Annotated in this window: 15 protein-coding genes; 8 read left to right on the forward strand and 7 right to left on the reverse strand. The window is 32.9% G+C overall.

Annotation, left to right across the window (positions count from 1 at the left end; genetic code table 11):
- Positions 1-48 precede the first annotated feature (48 nt).
- From AAGD45_RS07700 to hslV, 3 genes are read right to left on the reverse strand one after another with little or no spacing between them, the layout of a single operon-like run.
- Positions 49-1,569, reverse strand: a complete 1,521-nt coding sequence (locus tag AAGD45_RS07700) for a YifB family Mg chelatase-like AAA ATPase (protein WP_341761314.1) — start codon at positions 1,567-1,569, stop codon at positions 49-51.
- A 2-nt stretch (positions 1,570-1,571) separates the two neighbouring features.
- Positions 1,572-2,912 (reverse strand): ATP-dependent protease ATPase subunit HslU, encoded by a 1,341-nt coding sequence (gene hslU / locus AAGD45_RS07705; protein WP_341761315.1) that lies wholly within the window; start codon positions 2,910-2,912, stop codon positions 1,572-1,574.
- A complete protein-coding gene (gene hslV, locus AAGD45_RS07710; RefSeq protein ID WP_341761316.1) occupies positions 2,909-3,475 on the reverse strand; it encodes an ATP-dependent protease subunit HslV in 567 nt (188 codons plus the stop codon). The genes hslU and hslV overlap by 4 nt, the downstream gene beginning before the upstream one ends.
- A gap of 90 nt (positions 3,476-3,565) precedes the next feature.
- On the opposite strand from hslV, the gene AAGD45_RS07715 reads away from it, so the two are divergent.
- From AAGD45_RS07715 to AAGD45_RS07735, 5 genes are all read left to right on the forward strand, one after another.
- On the forward strand, positions 3,566-3,931 hold the full coding sequence (locus tag AAGD45_RS07715; RefSeq protein WP_341761317.1) for a DUF2628 domain-containing protein: 366 nt from the start codon (positions 3,566-3,568) through the stop codon (positions 3,929-3,931).
- Between the two features lie 43 nt (positions 3,932-3,974).
- Positions 3,975-4,325 (forward strand): HIT domain-containing protein, encoded by a 351-nt coding sequence (locus AAGD45_RS07720; RefSeq protein ID WP_341761318.1) that lies wholly within the window; start codon positions 3,975-3,977, stop codon positions 4,323-4,325.
- A 175-nt stretch (positions 4,326-4,500) separates the two neighbouring features.
- Positions 4,501-5,526 carry an aspartate-semialdehyde dehydrogenase gene (asd, locus tag AAGD45_RS07725; RefSeq protein ID WP_341761319.1) on the forward strand — a complete coding sequence of 342 codons (1,026 nt, stop codon included), beginning with the start codon at positions 4,501-4,503 and terminating at the stop codon, positions 5,524-5,526.
- A 242-nt stretch (positions 5,527-5,768) separates the two neighbouring features.
- Positions 5,769-7,529, forward strand: coding sequence for a type I secretion system permease/ATPase (locus tag AAGD45_RS07730; protein WP_341761320.1), 1,761 nt, complete (start codon positions 5,769-5,771; stop codon positions 7,527-7,529).
- Positions 7,530-7,538: 9 nt separating this feature from the next.
- Complete coding sequence (locus AAGD45_RS07735; RefSeq protein WP_341761321.1) at positions 7,539-9,068, forward strand: HlyD family type I secretion periplasmic adaptor subunit; 1,530 nt, start codon at positions 7,539-7,541, stop codon at positions 9,066-9,068.
- A 642-nt stretch (positions 9,069-9,710) separates the two neighbouring features.
- Here the strand turns inward: AAGD45_RS07735 and AAGD45_RS07740 are convergent.
- Positions 9,711-10,547 carry a DsbA family protein gene (locus AAGD45_RS07740; protein ID WP_341761322.1) on the reverse strand — a complete coding sequence of 279 codons (837 nt, stop codon included), beginning with the start codon at positions 10,545-10,547 and terminating at the stop codon, positions 9,711-9,713.
- A gap of 432 nt (positions 10,548-10,979) precedes the next feature.
- Between AAGD45_RS07740 and AAGD45_RS07745 the strand changes: the two genes are divergently transcribed.
- A complete protein-coding gene (locus tag AAGD45_RS07745) occupies positions 10,980-12,728 on the forward strand; it encodes a hypothetical protein (RefSeq protein ID WP_341761323.1) in 1,749 nt (582 codons plus the stop codon).
- 127 nt (positions 12,729-12,855) lie between these two features.
- On the opposite strand, the gene AAGD45_RS07750 is transcribed toward AAGD45_RS07745, so the two are convergent.
- Positions 12,856-13,344, reverse strand: a complete 489-nt coding sequence (locus tag AAGD45_RS07750) for an aminoglycoside phosphotransferase family protein (protein WP_341761324.1) — start codon at positions 13,342-13,344, stop codon at positions 12,856-12,858.
- A 391-nt stretch (positions 13,345-13,735) separates the two neighbouring features.
- On the opposite strand from AAGD45_RS07750, the gene AAGD45_RS07755 reads away from it, so the two are divergent.
- A complete protein-coding gene (locus AAGD45_RS07755; RefSeq protein ID WP_341761325.1) occupies positions 13,736-14,476 on the forward strand; it encodes a hypothetical protein in 741 nt (246 codons plus the stop codon).
- A gap of 202 nt (positions 14,477-14,678) precedes the next feature.
- Here the strand turns inward: AAGD45_RS07755 and AAGD45_RS07760 are convergent, their stop codons facing one another.
- The gene (locus AAGD45_RS07760) at positions 14,679-14,930 is read right to left on the reverse strand and encodes a hypothetical protein (RefSeq protein WP_341761326.1); all 252 of its coding nucleotides are present in this window, start codon (positions 14,928-14,930) and stop codon (positions 14,679-14,681) included.
- Between the two features lie 381 nt (positions 14,931-15,311).
- Here AAGD45_RS07760 and AAGD45_RS07765 point away from each other — a divergent pair, with 381 nt between their 5' ends.
- Positions 15,312-15,467: a Sec-independent protein translocase subunit TatA gene (locus AAGD45_RS07765; RefSeq protein WP_341747719.1), complete on the forward strand. Its 156-nt coding sequence runs from the start codon at positions 15,312-15,314 to the stop codon at positions 15,465-15,467.
- A 550-nt stretch (positions 15,468-16,017) separates the two neighbouring features.
- Here the strand turns inward: AAGD45_RS07765 and AAGD45_RS07770 are convergent.
- Positions 16,018-16,860, reverse strand: coding sequence for an IS110 family transposase (locus AAGD45_RS07770; protein ID WP_410521089.1), 843 nt, complete (start codon positions 16,858-16,860; stop codon positions 16,018-16,020).
- Between the last annotated feature and the right edge of the window lie 32 nt (positions 16,861-16,892).

A 16,892-nucleotide genomic window follows, 5' to 3' on the forward strand; every position in this document is an offset into this window, starting at 1 on the left:
ACAAATTACCAGCAAAAGTAGAATTATGCAGGAAGTCTAATGGTTAATTCAAAAGCTACCCCCTATTCTTCTATAGTTTAGTGCTTCAGCAATGTGTATCCTGTAGACGTTGGAAGAAGCGTCTAGATCCGCTATGGTTCTTGCAACCCGTAAGATACGGTTGTAGGCACGCATGGATATACGAAATTTTGTCGCGGCTTCATTAAGTAAATCCTTACCGTCATCTACTGGCAATGCATATTCGATAAGCAACTGCCCGTCCAAACGGTTATTTGTTTTGATATTATATCCTTCATATCTAGTTTGTTGAATATTACGAGCCATTTCTACCCTATTTGCTATCTGCCCCGACTCTTCTTCTGTATCATCTTCTATTAAATTATAATTATATGAGTCGATAGATCCTACCTCTATATGCAGATCAAATCGATCCATGATAGGACCAGAAATTCGCATCTGATAATCGCTCCCACATTTTGGAGCTTTAGAACATGCTTTGTGAGGATCACTTAAATAACCACATTTACAAGGATTCATTGCTGCTATTAGCTGAAAGTTGGCCGGATATTTTATATGTGAATTTGCTCTAGCAATTAGTATTTCTCCGGTTTCAATTGGCTGCCTTAAAGATTCGATAACGTTAGGTGGAAATTCTGGTAATTCGTCTAAAAACAACACTCCATTATGTGCTAACGATATCTCTCCAGGTTTTACTCTTTTACCAACCCCACCGCCAACCATCGCTGCTATCGAACATGAGTGGTGGGGGGTACGAAAAGGCCTAGCTCTTGATAGTTTCCCGTTTGCTAGCTTGCCTGCAACACTTGCTATAGTACTGCACTCTAATATTTCTTCAGGTTGCATTTTGGGTAATATACCAGGTATACATTGTGCCAACATAGATTTGCCAGTACCAGGTGGACCAAGCATTAATAGATTGTGACCACCAGAGGCTGCTATTTCTAAAGCTCGCTTGGCTACTTTTTGTCCTTTGATATCTTTAAAATCAGGGTAATTTATTATAGTAGTATCAATTTCTAATTCAGGTGATGATAATATTTGTGAACCTTTAAAATGGTTAACTAACTCTATTAAATTTCCTGCTACCAAAATATTATTATTGCCAGACCATGCAGCTTCCTGACCATTAAATTTTGAACAAATTAGCCCTTTATTTCTAGCCGAAGCTCCAATAGCAGCAGGTAAAGCCCCACTGACAGGCAGAATAGAACCATCTAGAGATAATTCTCCTATTACTAGATATTCTTGTATTTCCTCAGCTGGTAAAATTTTCATGCTGCTAAGTATAGCACAAGCAATAGCAAGGTCAAAATGACTACCTTCTTTAACCAAATCAGCTGGAGCTAAATTTATCAGTATTTTTTGAGCAGGCAAGGCAAGACCTATTGAAGAAAGTGCTGCTCTAACTCGTTCTTTAGACTCGCCAATAGTTTTATCAGCAAGCCCTACTATAGTAAAATTAGGTATCCCTGGTGATATCTGTACTTGCACATCAACATCGATAATATCTATACCGCTAAAAGTTAAACTACCAAGGTGAACTATCATTTTTATAAAATAAATTTTACTAGATCAAGATTTTTGATAATTTTTGATAATTGCTGGTCAACAAAATGTTCGTCAATAACTATCTCTTTTTCTTTCGTATCACTTGCATTGAAGCTTATCTCCTCCAATAAATTTTCTAGAATAGTATGTAATCTTCTTGCTCCAATATCTTCAACTTCTAAATTAACATTTGCTGCATAAGTAGCAATTTTATCTATTGCATTATCAGTAAATTTTAATTTTACCCCTTCGGTTGCGATTAAGGCTGAATATTGTTTTATTAAACTTGATTCTGGTTCAATTAAAATTTTTATCATATCGTCCTTAGTGAGCGAGCTTAACTCTACTCTAATAGGTAGCCTTCCTTGCAATTCAGGTAATAAATCAGATGGTTTTGATAAATGAAAAGCCCCTGATGCTATAAATAATATATGAGCAGTTTCTATAGGACCATGTTTTGTATTAACTGTTGTACCCTCAATAATAGGTAATAAATCTCTCTGCACTCCTTCTCTACTAATTTCTGAACTTTTTCCCTCAGCTCTTGAGGTGATTTTATCTATTTCATCCAAAAATACTATACCATCATTTTGTACTAGCACTAAGGCATCTTGAGTAATTTTTTCTTGATCGATCAATTTTTCTGACTCTTCAGCAGAAATAATTAAACGAGCATCTTTAACCAGCATTTTCTTAGTTTTTGTTTTATTAGTACCGATAGCCTTGCCGATCATATCAGAAATATTTAATACGCCCATGGCAGCTCCTGGCATACCAGGAATCTCAAAATTACTACTACCAAATAAGCCCCCTGAATCTGTTATACTTATTTCAATTTCAGTATTGTCGAGTTCACCTTTTTCAAGCTTGCGGCAGAATTTTTCTCTAGTTTCAGTTGATGCTGATTTACCGACTAAAGCATCCAAAATCCTTTCTACAGTTTTTAAATGTGCATTAGCAATCACTGCTTTTTTAGCATTAGCTTTTTGTGTGTTAACAGCTATTTCCACTAAGTCTCGTATTATTGACTCAACATCTCGTCCAACATATCCTACTTCAGTGAATTTTGTTGCTTCTACTTTAAGAAATGGTGAGCCGCTAAGCTTAGCAAGTCGCCTAGCGATTTCAGTCTTACCTACGCCAGTTGGTCCTATCATTAAAATATTTTTTGGCACGATTTCTTGACGAAGTGGTTCGTCTACATTTCTACGTCTGCAGCGATTCCGCAACGCTATCGCAACAGCTTTTTTAGCTTTATATTGCCCAACAATGAATCTATCAAGTTCAGCTACGATTTTAGCGGGAGTTAATCCCATAGATTTTTTTTTAAGATTAATACTCATATAACTTTAACTTTTTCTAGAATAATATTATGATTAGAGAAAACACAGATATCAGCTGCAATATTCATTGATTTTAAAGCAATCTCTTCTGCAGTTAGGTCATTGTCAAAAGACATTAAACCTCTAGCAGCAGACAGTGCATATAATCCACCAGAGCCAATAGCAGCAGCATCACCATCAGGTTCAACTACATCGCCATTACCAGTTAAAATTAATATATTTTTTTGATCTGCAACGATCATCATTGCTTCAAGTTTACGTAAATATTTATCGCTACGCCAATCTTTTGCCAGTTCTACAGCACTTCTCAGTAACTGATACGAATATTTTTCCAACTTTAATTCTAATTTTTCAAATAAAGTTAGAGCATCTGCAGTAGATCCAGCGAAGCCAGCAATAATACTATTATTGAACATGACTCTTAATTTTCTTGCTGTAGATTTTAAAATTGTATTACCATGGGAGACCTGACCATCCGCTGCGATTACAACATTCCCACCTTTTCTTAAGCAAAGTATAGTAGTCCCGTGTAATGTAACAGAGCCGGGCGAATTATCTGACATAAAGAATCTTTTAAATATTGATGTTTGGCTATTTGTTTATTATTATGGTATTTAAGTAATCATTTAATATCGTAATTACAAGACTTTTCTATGAATATTTATTCAATATATGTTAATCCTCAAAAAAAAGATAATGATTTTATTCTTATTAAGCAAGGTTTTTCATTATTTGCTGCGTTTTTAAGCGTGTTTTGGGCATTATATCATAGAATGTGGTTACCACTAATAACTACTTTGATATTAAGTATTGTTATATCAAATTTAGGTTGTACTAATTTTACTTCTGTAAGTCAATTCGCCATTATGTTGATATTTGGTTTTTTCAGCGATGATATGAGAGAATATGATTTGCAAAAAAAGAAATACCAGCTTACAGACATAATATTAGCAAAATCTGAGATAGAAGCTGAATTAAAATTCTTAGGACGCTTAGTGGATGAAAAAAATGTGTTATAGTAATCTCAGTTTGACATTTGGGAATATAAAATGAGAGTATAATATGTATGACAAGAATAATGTTTTTGTAAAAATTATTGGTAAAGATATTCCAGCAGAGATAATATATGAAGATGATAATCTAATAGCATTTAATGATATAAATCCTGTAGCTCCAGTACATATAATAATTATACCAAAAAAGGAGTATATTGACTATAGTGATTTTATCCTTAAAGCTTCTAGCGATGAAATTAAAGATTATTTCACCAAACTAGCCTATATTGCATCGCTAGTTGGTTTAGATCAAGATGGCTATCGTTTGATTACTAATAAAGGGATAAAATCTGGACAAAGTGTGTTCCATTTTCATTTCCATATTGTAGGGGGAAAAACTATTTCTAAGCTGATATAGTCAATTAATTTGGTTTGCTATATTCTCATTCCAAATTCGGTGAAATTATAGATTGCTTCGTCGACCTACGGTCTCCTCGCAATGACGTTTTATAGACGTATATGTCATTGCGAGCGAACGTACGTGAGCGTGGCAATCCATGAAGCTTGTAAGAATAATAAAAAAATAAATGTAAATGACAAAACAATATAATATTGCGGTAATTGGTGCGTCGGGTAATGTTGGGCGTGAGACTTTAGAGATTTTGTTTGAGAGGGGTTTTCCAATTAATAAACTCTATGCTGTAGCCTCGAGTGAATCTACAGGTAAAGAGGTTAGTTTTGGGGAAGATAGTATAAAAATATTTGATATAGATAGTGTAGATTTTAGCAAAATAGATATTGCTTTTTTCGCAGCTAGATCAGAAATATCAATGAAATATATACCCAAAATTGTCGAGCAAGGTTGCATAGTTATCGATAAATCGTCATTTTTTAGACTTGATCCTGATGTTCCTTTGATAGTTCCAGAAGCCAATTTAGCGAGCCTAAAAGATTATACTATTAAAAATATTATAGCTAATCCGAATTGTTGTACTGCTCCTATAGCTACTGTATTAAAGCCTTTGGATAATGCAGTAAAGATTAAGAGAATGCTGATATCGACTTATCAGTCGACTTCAGGAGCAGGGAAGAGAGGAATGGATGAGCTTTACGAACAAACTAAAGCAAAATATGTTTTTAGTGACATCACTCCTAAAATTTTCCCTAGGCAAATAGCTTTTAATTTATTTCCTTATATAGGTAGTTTTAATGAAGATGGTTCTACTAGTGAAGAATCTAAGATTTCCTTGGAATTAGAAAAAATTATAGGATCACATGCTAAATCTAGTGTAACTTGCGTGAGAGTGCCGGTGTTTGTTGGTCATTCTATTTCAGTAAATGTTGAGTTTAGTGGAGAGATAGATGCTAAAGAAATAGAAGAAATACTAAAAGAATCAGACTCTATTGTAGTTAATTCTCATTTGGATAAAACACAATATGTTTCTCCCATAGATGTTGTTGGTAAAGATATTGTTTATGTTTCGCGAATTAGAAATGATCATAGTCAAAAAAATACCATTAATTTATGGATTACAGCAGATAATTTACGTAAAGGAGCAGCTTTAAACGCTGTGCAAATTGCTGAGGAGTTGATAAAAGGATATTTGTCGAAAAAGTAATTAGGTTATACTTCTAGGCTCTAAGTTAATAAAGAGGTTGCCATATTATTTATTTTGCGTATAGTGTAGAGTCAAATAAAAATATTACAAATAGTATAATTTTTATTGATTAGCAGTAAAAAATATAATAGAGCCGGGAAGCCATCAGGTTCAGATAACTACTATTATCAGAACAGGCTAATTTAATTTGTGTTAGACGATATAGATTATAATTCAGAAAAATATAATATAACAACGGTAATATGAGAAATAATAGTGCATTAGTATCTCAAGTAGTAATAAATCCCCTAACTACTGCTCTTGAGAAGTGCAAAATTGCGTTTTGGATAGTTTTTAGTTTTGCGTTTGTTATTAACTTGTTAATGTTGATAACGCCTCTTTATTCCTTGCAAGTGCTTGATCGGGTTATAGGAAGTGGTAACTTATTTACATTAATGTGGTTGTCTATTATTATTGGTACGATCTATTTTATTTATGGGTTATTGCAAGTTGCTAGATCATTCACCCTAATTAAAGTTGGTGAATGGTTGGATAAAACAGTTGCTCCTGTAATTTTTGGTCACTCTATTTCAGCCTCTGCAACTCGTACTAATATGGGTGCTAGTCAGTTACTTCGTGATTTTCAAACAGTAAAAACCTTTCTAACTAGTACTGGTATTAATACTTTATTTGATGCTCCTTGGAGTATTGTCTATATAATAGTAATTTTCTTAATTCATCCATATATTGGAATCCTTACATTAGTTGGGGCTATTATTATTGTATCTACGGCTTTCTTTAATGCGGCTGCAACTAATAAAACTCTCGGTGAAGCTACTGAATTTTCTATAAAGGGTATGACGCAAGCTGACATCGCCAACAGAAATTCAGAAGTTGTAGAAGCTATGGGCATGATGAAAAATGTCACGGCAAATTGGCATCAATTTAATATTGCTTCTTTGGAGAAGCAATCAATTGCTAGCTACCGTAATGGTGCTATTTCTAATTTTTCAAGATTTATCCGTAATGTCATGCAAATGCTGGTAACTGGTATTGGTGCTTTTGTTGTTGTTTATACTTCAGGCAGAGATATGACTACTGGTGGTATGATTATGAGTTCCATTATAGTTGGTAGAGCTTTAGCCCCTTTTGATAACGCTATTGAGTTATGGAAAAGTATGAGCGGGGCTATAAAATCTTATAAAAATATCAATCAATTATTTGCTTCGTATAAATCAAGAGAAGAAGCAATGCCAATTCCAAATGTCGAAGGACATTTAACTGTGGAAAATATTTATTATTCGATACCAATTCCTCCACATATACCACAGCCACCAGTACCAAGATATATTTTAAAGGGAGTATCCTTTGCGGTGCAACCTGGTGAAATATTAGCAATTATAGGACCTTCTGCAGCAGGTAAGTCAACTTTGGCAAAAGTTTTAGTTGGGGTATGGAAAGCATCGTCAGGAACTGTTAGGCTTGATAGTGGAGAAATTTATCGTTGGAACAGGGAAGACTTTGGTAAACATGTAGGGTATTTGCCGCAAGGAATAGAGTTATTTAGTGGTAGTATAAAGCAGAATATAGCTAGGATGGCTGAAAATGCTGATCCAGAAAAAGTAATTGAGGCAGCTAAAATTGCTGGGGCTCATGAAATGATCTTAAGATTACCGGATGGCTATGATTCAGATATTGGAACAGCAGGCTCTAATCTTTCTGGTGGACAAAAACAACGGGTTGGTCTTGCTAGAGCATTTTATGGTAATCCTAAACTACTTATTTTAGATGAACCTAATGCAAATCTTGACGAAGCGGGTGAAATAGCCCTATCAAATTGCTTAAAGCAAGCAAAATCTAGGGGTATTGCTGTAGTTGTTATCTCTCATAGACCTTCTGTATTATCGGTGGTAGATAAGATTTTGGTATTACAAGATGGGGCGGTAGCTCTTTATGGCACTCAAGAAGAAATGCAAAATCGAGTTAAACTGTTACAAAATGGTGTAATCCACATTAATGAATAAGTTCTAAATATGCAAGAAAAGTCAAATAACAATAAGCCGGCATTTACAGCGGAGCAACTTAAACAGCTTTTGTCGCTACAAAATGATTTAACACACACGAAAAAAACAAAGGGAGCTATTGTATCACAAAAGGTAATAGTAAAGATTTCTAATGCCATTAAAAATACATTATATTATCTTGATCGCTTCGTCAATTTTGTTACTAAAAATAATGATGTTGATCGCAATGATGTAGTGCAGATTGCTAGATCCCCTATTCTTTTTGGAGTGTATGTAATAATCTTTTTTGTATTAGTTGGAGGGGTATGGGGCAGTTTTGCTCCTCTTGATAGTGCTGCTACAGCATTGGGTGTTGTTATAACGAGTGGTAATAAGAAGACAATTAATCACCAAGAAGGTGGAATTATAGCTAATATTTTTGTTAAACAAGGTGATCAAGTTAAAGAAGGTGATAAATTAATAGAGCTAGAAGATACAAGAATTAAGTCAGCATATGAAAGTAATTTAAGCCAATATAGACATGCTTTAGCAACGGAAAGTCGTTTAATTGCTGAGAGAGATAATCAAGATAAGATTGAATTCCCAGAATTATTAACCAAAAATATCAATTTACCTGAAGTAGCAAGGATTATACATACCCAAGAAAATTTATTTCAGTCTAAAAAAGAAGTATATAAAAGTGAAAAAAATGCCTTACATCAAAGGATCGAGCAATTAAATAAAAGAATCGAAGGTACGCAGGCTAAAAAAGTTGCAAATGTAAAAACTCTAGAGGTTGTTAAGGATCGTTTAAAGGCAATGGATACATTGCATGGAAAAGGTTTTGCCAATAAAGCCGCTTTATTAGACTTAGAAGCTAAGGAAGCACAGTACAAAAGTGAGATAGCTATGGCAGAAGCTGAGATTGCATCTATTAAGCATTCGATTACAGAGTGTGAGATTAGCATTATTAACTTACAGAATAAATATACAGAGAAAACTCTGACTGAACTAAAAGAGACACAAGAGCTAGTAGCTCGTTTTAAAGAGGCATTTAATGCACATCAGGACTCTTTAAATCGAGTGGTTATTAAATCACCAGTTGATGGTATTATAAATGTATTGAACTATCATACAATAGGACAGGTGATTTCACCAAGTTATCCGATTCTAGAGATTTCTCCAACTGATGATAGTTTGATAATAGAAGCAAAAGTTCCAAGCAAGAATATAGATTCAGTGCATGAAGGCTTGGTAGCAAAAATTCGCTTCAGTGCTTTTAAATCTAGAACAACGCCGTTATTTACTGGCAAAGTTGTTAAAATATCTCCTGATATTGTACAAGACAGAAATACTCCAAGCCAAGATCCCACCACTTATTATATCGCTAGAATTGAGATTGATATGGATGAGTTTAATAAGATTGCAAAAGCTAAAAAGTTAGAGTTACATCCTGGTATGCAAGCGGAAGTTCAAATTGTCACTGGCACAAGGACTCTCCTGAGATATTTACTTGATCCTATTACTGATACGATGTTTAGAGCATTTAAAGAGAAATGATATAGCTAACCAAAGAAGGTTTTAGCCAAAAATGCCTAGTACTACAAATAGTACTAACGTTAAAACGCTGTCATTCCCGCGTAGGCGGGAATCTAAAAAAATAACATAGAAGGTCTGTTATACTGCTCGTAAATGAAGAGTTGGTAGACGAAGATCAAAATCAACAAGTGCTAGGAGTGTTCAAGCCGAGGAGCGCAGCGTACATTTTAGTACGTGGCTACCTGCGGTCTTGGACAACGACAACGCAATTGTTGATTTTCATCGAGTATATCATAATACCCTACTTTTTTTATATAACCACCATTAAAATGGCTGCTGATCGTCTATTAGCAAGGAGTCGCGAAAAAGCGGCAACGCAACAATCCAGGATACACGAAGCGTTACTCTAAAAAAACAGCTTCGCTGTTTACCTAGATCGCCATGGCATCTAAAGAGTCTTGCTATGACGATTATAGAAAAATGTACTATGATTAGCTTGTTACATCGATAGTTGAGATTAAGTAAGTGTATTAATTTTCGGATTTGATATACTCTTCTGCTTTAAAGAATTGTTTTTTGAAAATATCATGGATTCGCATGCGTAACTATACTATATGTACACCTAGCATGCTCACCATTCATTTTCAAATCCAATTCTTCAAATCATTTGAGTATACTAGAGTTTTCTAACGTTTTATCAATTACCCTAGAAAGGATTTCTAAACTATATCCATTTGTTAGTATGCCATTAACAAAAAATGCGGGTGTACCAACAAAACCTTGTGAACTAGCAGCAAGGTTAGTATTAGCAAGTAATGTTTCGACAATTTGATTATCATTAAGACATTTAGCATAAGTTTCTGCGGATACTCCACCAATTTGAGCTATATTTGTTAATAATTCACGATATCTGTTACTACTGCCCCATTTATCTTGTTGTGCTAGTATTACACTTTGGAATTTAAGAAAACTCTCTAGATCATTTGGACAACGTGCCAAAATTGCTGCATCTAAATCTTGCTTATTACCGACAAATTCACGAATTATATAAGCAATTTTATTGGTATCAATATATTTCTTTTTAAGCTCAGGTAGAATTTTTTCATGATAATAAGCACAATGTGGGCAAGTTGGAGAAAAATACTCAACTACCACTACAGTTGCCTTAACATTACCAAGAACTATATCATTTTGGCTAACATTGAAAGTTGGTTTATAAGGCATCTGTTTCAAGCTAACATTATCAGTAGAGTTAGTAGCAGAATCCTCTACCGTATCTAAAGGTTCTTCCGTATTAGTTGAAACCGTACTATCTTGAGGATTTACTATTGTATTCCATTTATCATTGGCAAGGTCGTCATTATTTTCTTCTTGTGGAGCTTTTTCCTGAGTCACTTCAGCCTTATTATCAGGTTGCTCGTTTTTATTATTAGATTTATCACTTTCTTCCGAACATGATATTAACAATAATGAAATTATAATGATAAGGATATTATGCATAAGTTTTGATATAGTTTTAAGTTAAATTAAATACTTTACTCTTCAGGATTTTATATTCCTTATGAGAAGTCCTTATAAAAATAAGGTTTTACTGGTATTTAAGCAATAAAAATTTTTACTTATTCGTAACAAAATAATTAATTTATATACTATAAATATTTTTTCTAATAAATGCAAAAATACTATTAGTTAAAATAAAAATATTGTTATAATGATTTGAACCCCCGCGTAACTTTCGTGATAATTAAGTCTTATTTGTAAATAAGGTAACACAACCCAAGAAGAAGTGAAAAATATATTGGGATACCATGATGATACTGATATAATGCTTGATGGTAGCATGAAATGGGTATACATCCGTATAACTTATGTTCCGATTAGTTAATTGATTCTCCTCCCTAGATACTGAATAACACGATAAGAAAATTAATTATGAAAGATTTTAATACTAAGGTCATTAGTAAGTATACAGAAAGATTAAAAGGCTGTTTTGTCTCTTTAAGCTCTGAATGTATCGTGTCTTGTAAGTATCCTAGTACTTTAAAAAGGTCTTTGCGTACTTTTAATATTATAAAGATTCTACAACAGAATAGTGACTTGCTTGATTATCTTAGTCTAGATAGTCAAAAGAACTTGCTTTCTGTTCTTGAGCATTACGGACCTCTCTCCATTGAAACGTTAAAGCAACAAAAATATCAAATGGAAGAGGTAACAAATTTTGTTACCTCTCTTAATCAATTGGTTGATTGCTTAAAAAGTTCTTCCACTTTACATCATGAAGAAAATAATAAGGCACTAAAACCTGTAATGGATTTAGCTAGAAACTTTGTACAACATTGTTGTATATTAATAATTGAAGATGTTAAAAATCAAGATGTTATAAATAATTTACAGGCAACTGCCATTGTTTTGAATTTAGATAATTTATCGCTTGAGCAACAAAATCTACTTTTAGATCAATTGTTGCTCATTAAAGAATTATGGCAGATTGATTCTACTATTGACATAAAGAAAGAATCTGTTCCTTTGTTATTTCATGCTAATATATTATTAACACTGAAAGAAGAGAACACAGTAGATTACGAATACATTTTTAAAAAAATTACTAATTTTTTAATAGATGATCACAATGTATTGATGGAGTTAACCAATGCTAAGTTAATTTGCTTATATAATAGGCTAAAAGATTTATGTATTAAATCTCAGACCATAAACCATATTTTGCTAAGAATACATGACGAGTCAAAATTTAGGAAGAGTTTCAGTAAACTTAATAATTCAGGGTATGAGCTTTCAGTATTATTTGAAAATTATAATGCAATAATACATCAGATAGAAAATGCAGAGTTCGCTATAATAGAAAGATTCTTACTTCGGCAAAATGTCTTTATGCATGAAATTTTAATTAATATTACAAAGCATATAGATGCTATCAGGATGCTCAATATAACAGAAGATTCTGATCTGAATTATATATTAGCTCAGATTAGAAAAAGGTTAACTCAAAATATCCAAAGTGGTCATACTATTTCTTTAATGATTTCTTCTATTGAGTCTAAATTTTCTGCAAAACTTGAAGTTAAAATTATCAAACGATATACTTCTTTAGATAGTTTTACTAAAAATGCTTTAAAAACTAGGTATCAGTTGTTATTTAAAAATATTACTTCATTATTAAAAAAAGAGCTAAATTATGCAGAGTTTGTACAACAGGTAATAACATGTAGAATCGCAGCTGATTATAAGATAAATAGTAATGTTACTTCAGTTAGAACGTTAAGACTAATTGAACAAGAAAGGTTAGAAGTAAAAAAACAATTATGTGAAATAAATTTTGTAGAAACTTTTAGTGACAAATATTTAAATAAAACATCTAGTTTAAGTTTTAAAAAACATGTCAGGAGAACTAGTATAACAACTCCTGCAGGTTATGTTACGGTAATTATTAGAATATTACTAACAAATTTTAGTGTTGAACAGCTTCAACTTTTATCACAATTTTTAATGAATGGTAATCTAACTACAATTCAAACAATCGTTCAACAAGAGTTGGTTGTGCAAGTTAAAAAACGCACCACTATAAGTAAAGTAATATATTATGTATTTACTAGAAAGAAAAATGAACTTACCATGCTCAATAATATCAAGAGAATTCTAAATGAATATACTAACCTCAATTAGATATAAGAACCCTTTTTTAGGGGTGTATTAATAAGCAGATTATAGTCAATTCAGGAGAATTTGATGCTAGGAACGATGGAGCGAAGCCTATAGATAACAGACGAGTGACGACATCACCAAATTCTCATCAATTGACTATATCAAAAATTTTTGTAAGATTTGCTAACATACGCACGTCAGAACCATCTTCTAAAGCCCAAACCCAAGAAAGTACAGATTGGACAAAACACCAATCGCTAATTCGCTCCGTATCTAAATCCAAGAGAGTTGTAAACTTAATGATGCGATTTGCAATAATACTCTTAACATCTTCTAAAGCAAGGAGTTCAGGGAGAGGATTACGAATAAATGCTGCTACCTCATATGCTTTTTCACCGATAACTCCTTTAGGATCAATAACCACCCAATTATCACCACTTTGTAGAATATTATCATGATGTAAATCACCATGAAGTAAAACTAACATTGACGATGTGCCTAGTAATTTATCTCGCAATTGTCTAGCTTTTTCTAAGTAGTAAGTTGGCACATCCCATTCTTTATCTAATACTGCCAACCAATCTGTGACATAAGGAAAACCTTCTGATGGCAAAGGTGCATAGTGTAATCTTTTCATTACATTACATGCTATTTTAATAGCCTCGTAATCTTTTACAGGGAAATCTCAGTACACGACATAAAGGTTAACAAAAAATTAATGTCTTGCAAAACGTAATAATTATAATACAAAAATAGAAAATTGCTGAGTAATATTTAACTATTAAGTTGCGATAGCTCAATTAATGATATATTTTATACTACATATTTCCTACTATCATATACTTTTTTGGCTATTAATTTTTTGTTAACCTTTATGTCATGTACTGAGAATTTTTAATTGATTTTCAAAATCTTCTTGTGCACTACTCACTAATGGTGTTAAATGATTAAATCAACCTGATCACTAAATCTGTAAGCAACATAATGTTCACTACTAAGACACTATTAATATATTGATACGAGGAACTATGAAGAGTGAAGAGAGGAATCCCGAGCGGATAATAACTATTGAGCATGCTAAGCATGTTCTAGAACAATCTAGTACTGCCCTATTTATAAAAAGAAGCATGAAAAGTGCAAATGAAAAAGCAGGAAAAACATTGATAAAGCAAGCTATAGAAAGATCTAGTTCTGATAGTTACACTGAGAATGGGTCATCTAAAGATGAATTTGTACATTTTGAACCAATTAAAGATTTTCTTGCGTCTCATAAAAAGGGATGGTGTTATATTAACAGCGAATCTAAACATGGGTTATGTTCAGAAAATGCAACACCTAATATTAGAATGTTAGAGTCAGTACTAGCAAAAGAAGTAGAGCTAAAATCTAAACCAAAAAGTTGGTCTAATTATATCAAGGAGCATAGTAATGCTTACCTATTGCCCCCTCCTAGCCCTGAAAAATCTCAGAGTATAGGGCTGGATTCTGTTGACGTGCTTAACAAAATACCGTTAATTGATACAGTACTGCCTGGAGCTTCTACTGTGTCTACTGTGAGTAAAATATTGCCCAAAACAATTAATCCTTATTATTTTAGTGTTCTCTATTGCTCAGGTATACTTAGTAAGAGCGAAAAAATATTACACCAACAAGTCTTCCATTTTTATGAAAAACCTGAGTATCAGGCTTTTCCTGTGACCGCAAAATTTTATGACCAGATAGAAACAGTAGAAATAACAGGAAGTACTTACGATGATTTAGGGGGATAGTATAAGAATTCCCTCAGTACACGACATAAAGATTAACAAAAAATTAATGTCTTACAAAACGTAATAATTATAATACAAAAATAGAAAATAACTGAGTAATATTTAACTATTAAGTTGCGATAGTTTAATTAATGATATGTTTTATACTACGTATTTTCTACTATTATACACTTTTTCTTGGCTATTAATTTTTTGTTAATCTTTATGTCGTGTACTGAGCAGGAAAATAGGATTTTAATGATATATTAGAAATAGCCTGCTCAACTAGCAGTAAGCCGGTGCTTTCAACTAAAACCTTCACACCCCCAAATTTAGAAAAAACTTTTAAAGCTGTTGATTCTCTCTTAAGATCATCAATGTCTAGCCCTAACTTTAAGATAATTGGCTGATAACCTTGGAAGCCTGCTAGGACATAATGGTAACTCAAGTTCTTAACTGGATTTAAGCTAGACAAACCGTACTCCTTGGACAATTTTTGGCAAATCATCTAACCAAACCTTACCTTGAACACCATAGATATTAGTAATGTTAGTTTCAAATGTTTTCATAATGACCTCAGAAAAATGCATTCTTGAAGCGGCTGGCACAAATGCATTTTAATCTATTATCGCTAATAATCTTAGCTAATAATATTATTAGCAAATGAAATATTTAACAATCAGGCATCAAACCGCTTTAAGCCTGATTGTTTATATTCTCATTCCAATTTCGGATTAATGAAATTAATCCGAAATTGAGGTTGATAATAAATTTGTATTTTTTTATGCTAGATCAAATTAACTATTTGCTATAATATTATAGGTAATTCTAACTTAAAACTTATAAAATTGATATTATGGGAATGAGCTTCAGCCACTTATTAGTGATCTTATTAATCATCTTAGTGTTGTTTGGAGCTGGTAAGTTGCCTCAAGTGATGTCAGATCTTGCAAAAGGTCTTAAAGCTTTCAAGGAAGGAATGAAAGACATTGATAAGAAAAAAGATGAATAACCTGTTTTGCTAGGTGATGTGAAGATTTCTATCTAATGGTCTTATCGATCGTTATTTTCGTTCTCAAATCCGTAATACCATTTCCCAAAACTAAATTGCTACTCGGAGTACGAGTGTCAGCTACCTTCGCGTCTCATCTTCGAGATAAATATGAGCAGAAATTATGCTATAGAACGTGAGTATTATGCGACGAGTGGAGTGTAGAATTAAATTCTCGTTACTGACTACATGTATGAACCTCCTGTAAAATGCAAGAAAAAAATAATATCTAATAGCAAAAATGCAAATGCATACATGTATCCGGCTTATAGTTAATAAATTATGTGTAATTTATCCTACAGCCCTGATGGAATTCGCTGGCTTACAAATTTACTATATACTTATCATTTTATCGGCTTCAAAGAGCCATTGTAGTCATCAGTTTTTTTGTAAGCTAAGGTTTGTCTTATTTACCATCAATATTATTATCTCACGCATATTCCGGGTTGGAATCTCTTACATATTCTTTGTTTACCTATTAATTAATAAACCACTATTTATTTTATGTTAATTATAATAGCTCTGTGCTACAAACTTTACTCTCTACATAATCATCCCCTGACCTTAGTACTGCAAACACCACTCTTGCCAGTTTATTAGCTACAGCAACTACTGTTTTATTATGTCCATTTCGCTCAGATAAATTAAACATCCACTGCGTAAATTTGCTAAAATCTTTTTTAGATTTTTGTTCTTCCGATGTAAATCTTATCTTGGCATTTAGTACAGCTCTAGCTCCTTGGATCAATAAAGTACGCAAGTAAACATCACCTCGCTTGCTAATTCCAAGCAACTTATCTTTCCCTCCACTGGAATGCTGCCTTGGCACTAATCCAAACCATGCCGATAATTGCCTACCATTCTCAAAACTTGTAGCATTACCTATTGATGCTATTAAAGCAGTAGCAGTAATTAAACCAAGACCAGGTATAGCTGTTAATCGTTGATATTGAGTTAAGTTGCTAGCTATTATTTTTAATCTTTTTTCTATCTCTTTTATTTTTTTGTCATTATCCAAAAATTCCTCTTTCAGTTCACTAAATGTTTGATAACCCAGCTGGCTTAAATTCCCTTCATCTAAAATCTCGGTTAATTTTGTCATAACCTTATTGATCCCTTGAGGAATAATAAAACCAAATTCATGTAGTAGACCCCTAATTTCATTAGCAAGGGCAGTACGATTTTTTACCAATCTCTCTCTTACTCGATGAATTGATAAAATATCTTGTTGTTCTACAGTTCTAATTGGTACAAACCTCATATTTGGTCTTGTTACCGCTTCACATATAGCTTCTGCATCAGCTTGATCATTTTTATTAGTTTTAACATACGGTTTGACAAATTGTGCTGCCATTAGTTTTACTGTATGCCCCAATTTAGTTATTT

Source organism: Candidatus Tisiphia endosymbiont of Thecophora atra (genome assembly GCF_964026395.1).
Classification (GTDB): Bacteria; Pseudomonadota; Alphaproteobacteria; order Rickettsiales; family Rickettsiaceae; genus Tisiphia.

Coding starts and splice junctions, on each gene's coding strand:
- AAGD45_RS07700 (WP_341761314.1), bottom strand. CDS start 1,569: ATGATAGTTCACCTTGGTAGTTTAACTTTTAGCGGTATAGATATTATC.
- hslU (WP_341761315.1), bottom strand. CDS start 2,912: ATGAGTATTAATCTTAAAAAAAAATCTATGGGATTAACTCCCGCTAAA.
- hslV (WP_341761316.1), bottom strand. CDS start 3,475: ATGTCAGATAATTCGCCCGGCTCTGTTACATTACACGGGACTACTATA.
- AAGD45_RS07715 (WP_341761317.1), top strand. CDS start 3,566: ATGAATATTTATTCAATATATGTTAATCCTCAAAAAAAAGATAATGAT.
- AAGD45_RS07720 (WP_341761318.1), top strand. CDS start 3,975: ATGTATGACAAGAATAATGTTTTTGTAAAAATTATTGGTAAAGATATT.
- asd (WP_341761319.1), top strand. CDS start 4,501: ATGACAAAACAATATAATATTGCGGTAATTGGTGCGTCGGGTAATGTT.
- AAGD45_RS07730 (WP_341761320.1), top strand. CDS start 5,769: ATGAGAAATAATAGTGCATTAGTATCTCAAGTAGTAATAAATCCCCTA.
- AAGD45_RS07735 (WP_341761321.1), top strand. CDS start 7,539: ATGCAAGAAAAGTCAAATAACAATAAGCCGGCATTTACAGCGGAGCAA.
- AAGD45_RS07740 (WP_341761322.1), bottom strand. CDS start 10,547: ATGCATAATATCCTTATCATTATAATTTCATTATTGTTAATATCATGT.
- AAGD45_RS07745 (WP_341761323.1), top strand. CDS start 10,980: ATGAAAGATTTTAATACTAAGGTCATTAGTAAGTATACAGAAAGATTA.
- AAGD45_RS07750 (WP_341761324.1), bottom strand. CDS start 13,344: ATGAAAAGATTACACTATGCACCTTTGCCATCAGAAGGTTTTCCTTAT.
- AAGD45_RS07755 (WP_341761325.1), top strand. CDS start 13,736: ATGAAGAGTGAAGAGAGGAATCCCGAGCGGATAATAACTATTGAGCAT.
- AAGD45_RS07765 (WP_341747719.1), top strand. CDS start 15,312: ATGGGAATGAGCTTCAGCCACTTATTAGTGATCTTATTAATCATCTTA.
- AAGD45_RS07770 (WP_410521089.1), bottom strand. CDS start 16,860: ATGGCAGCACAATTTGTCAAACCGTATGTTAAAACTAATAAAAATGAT.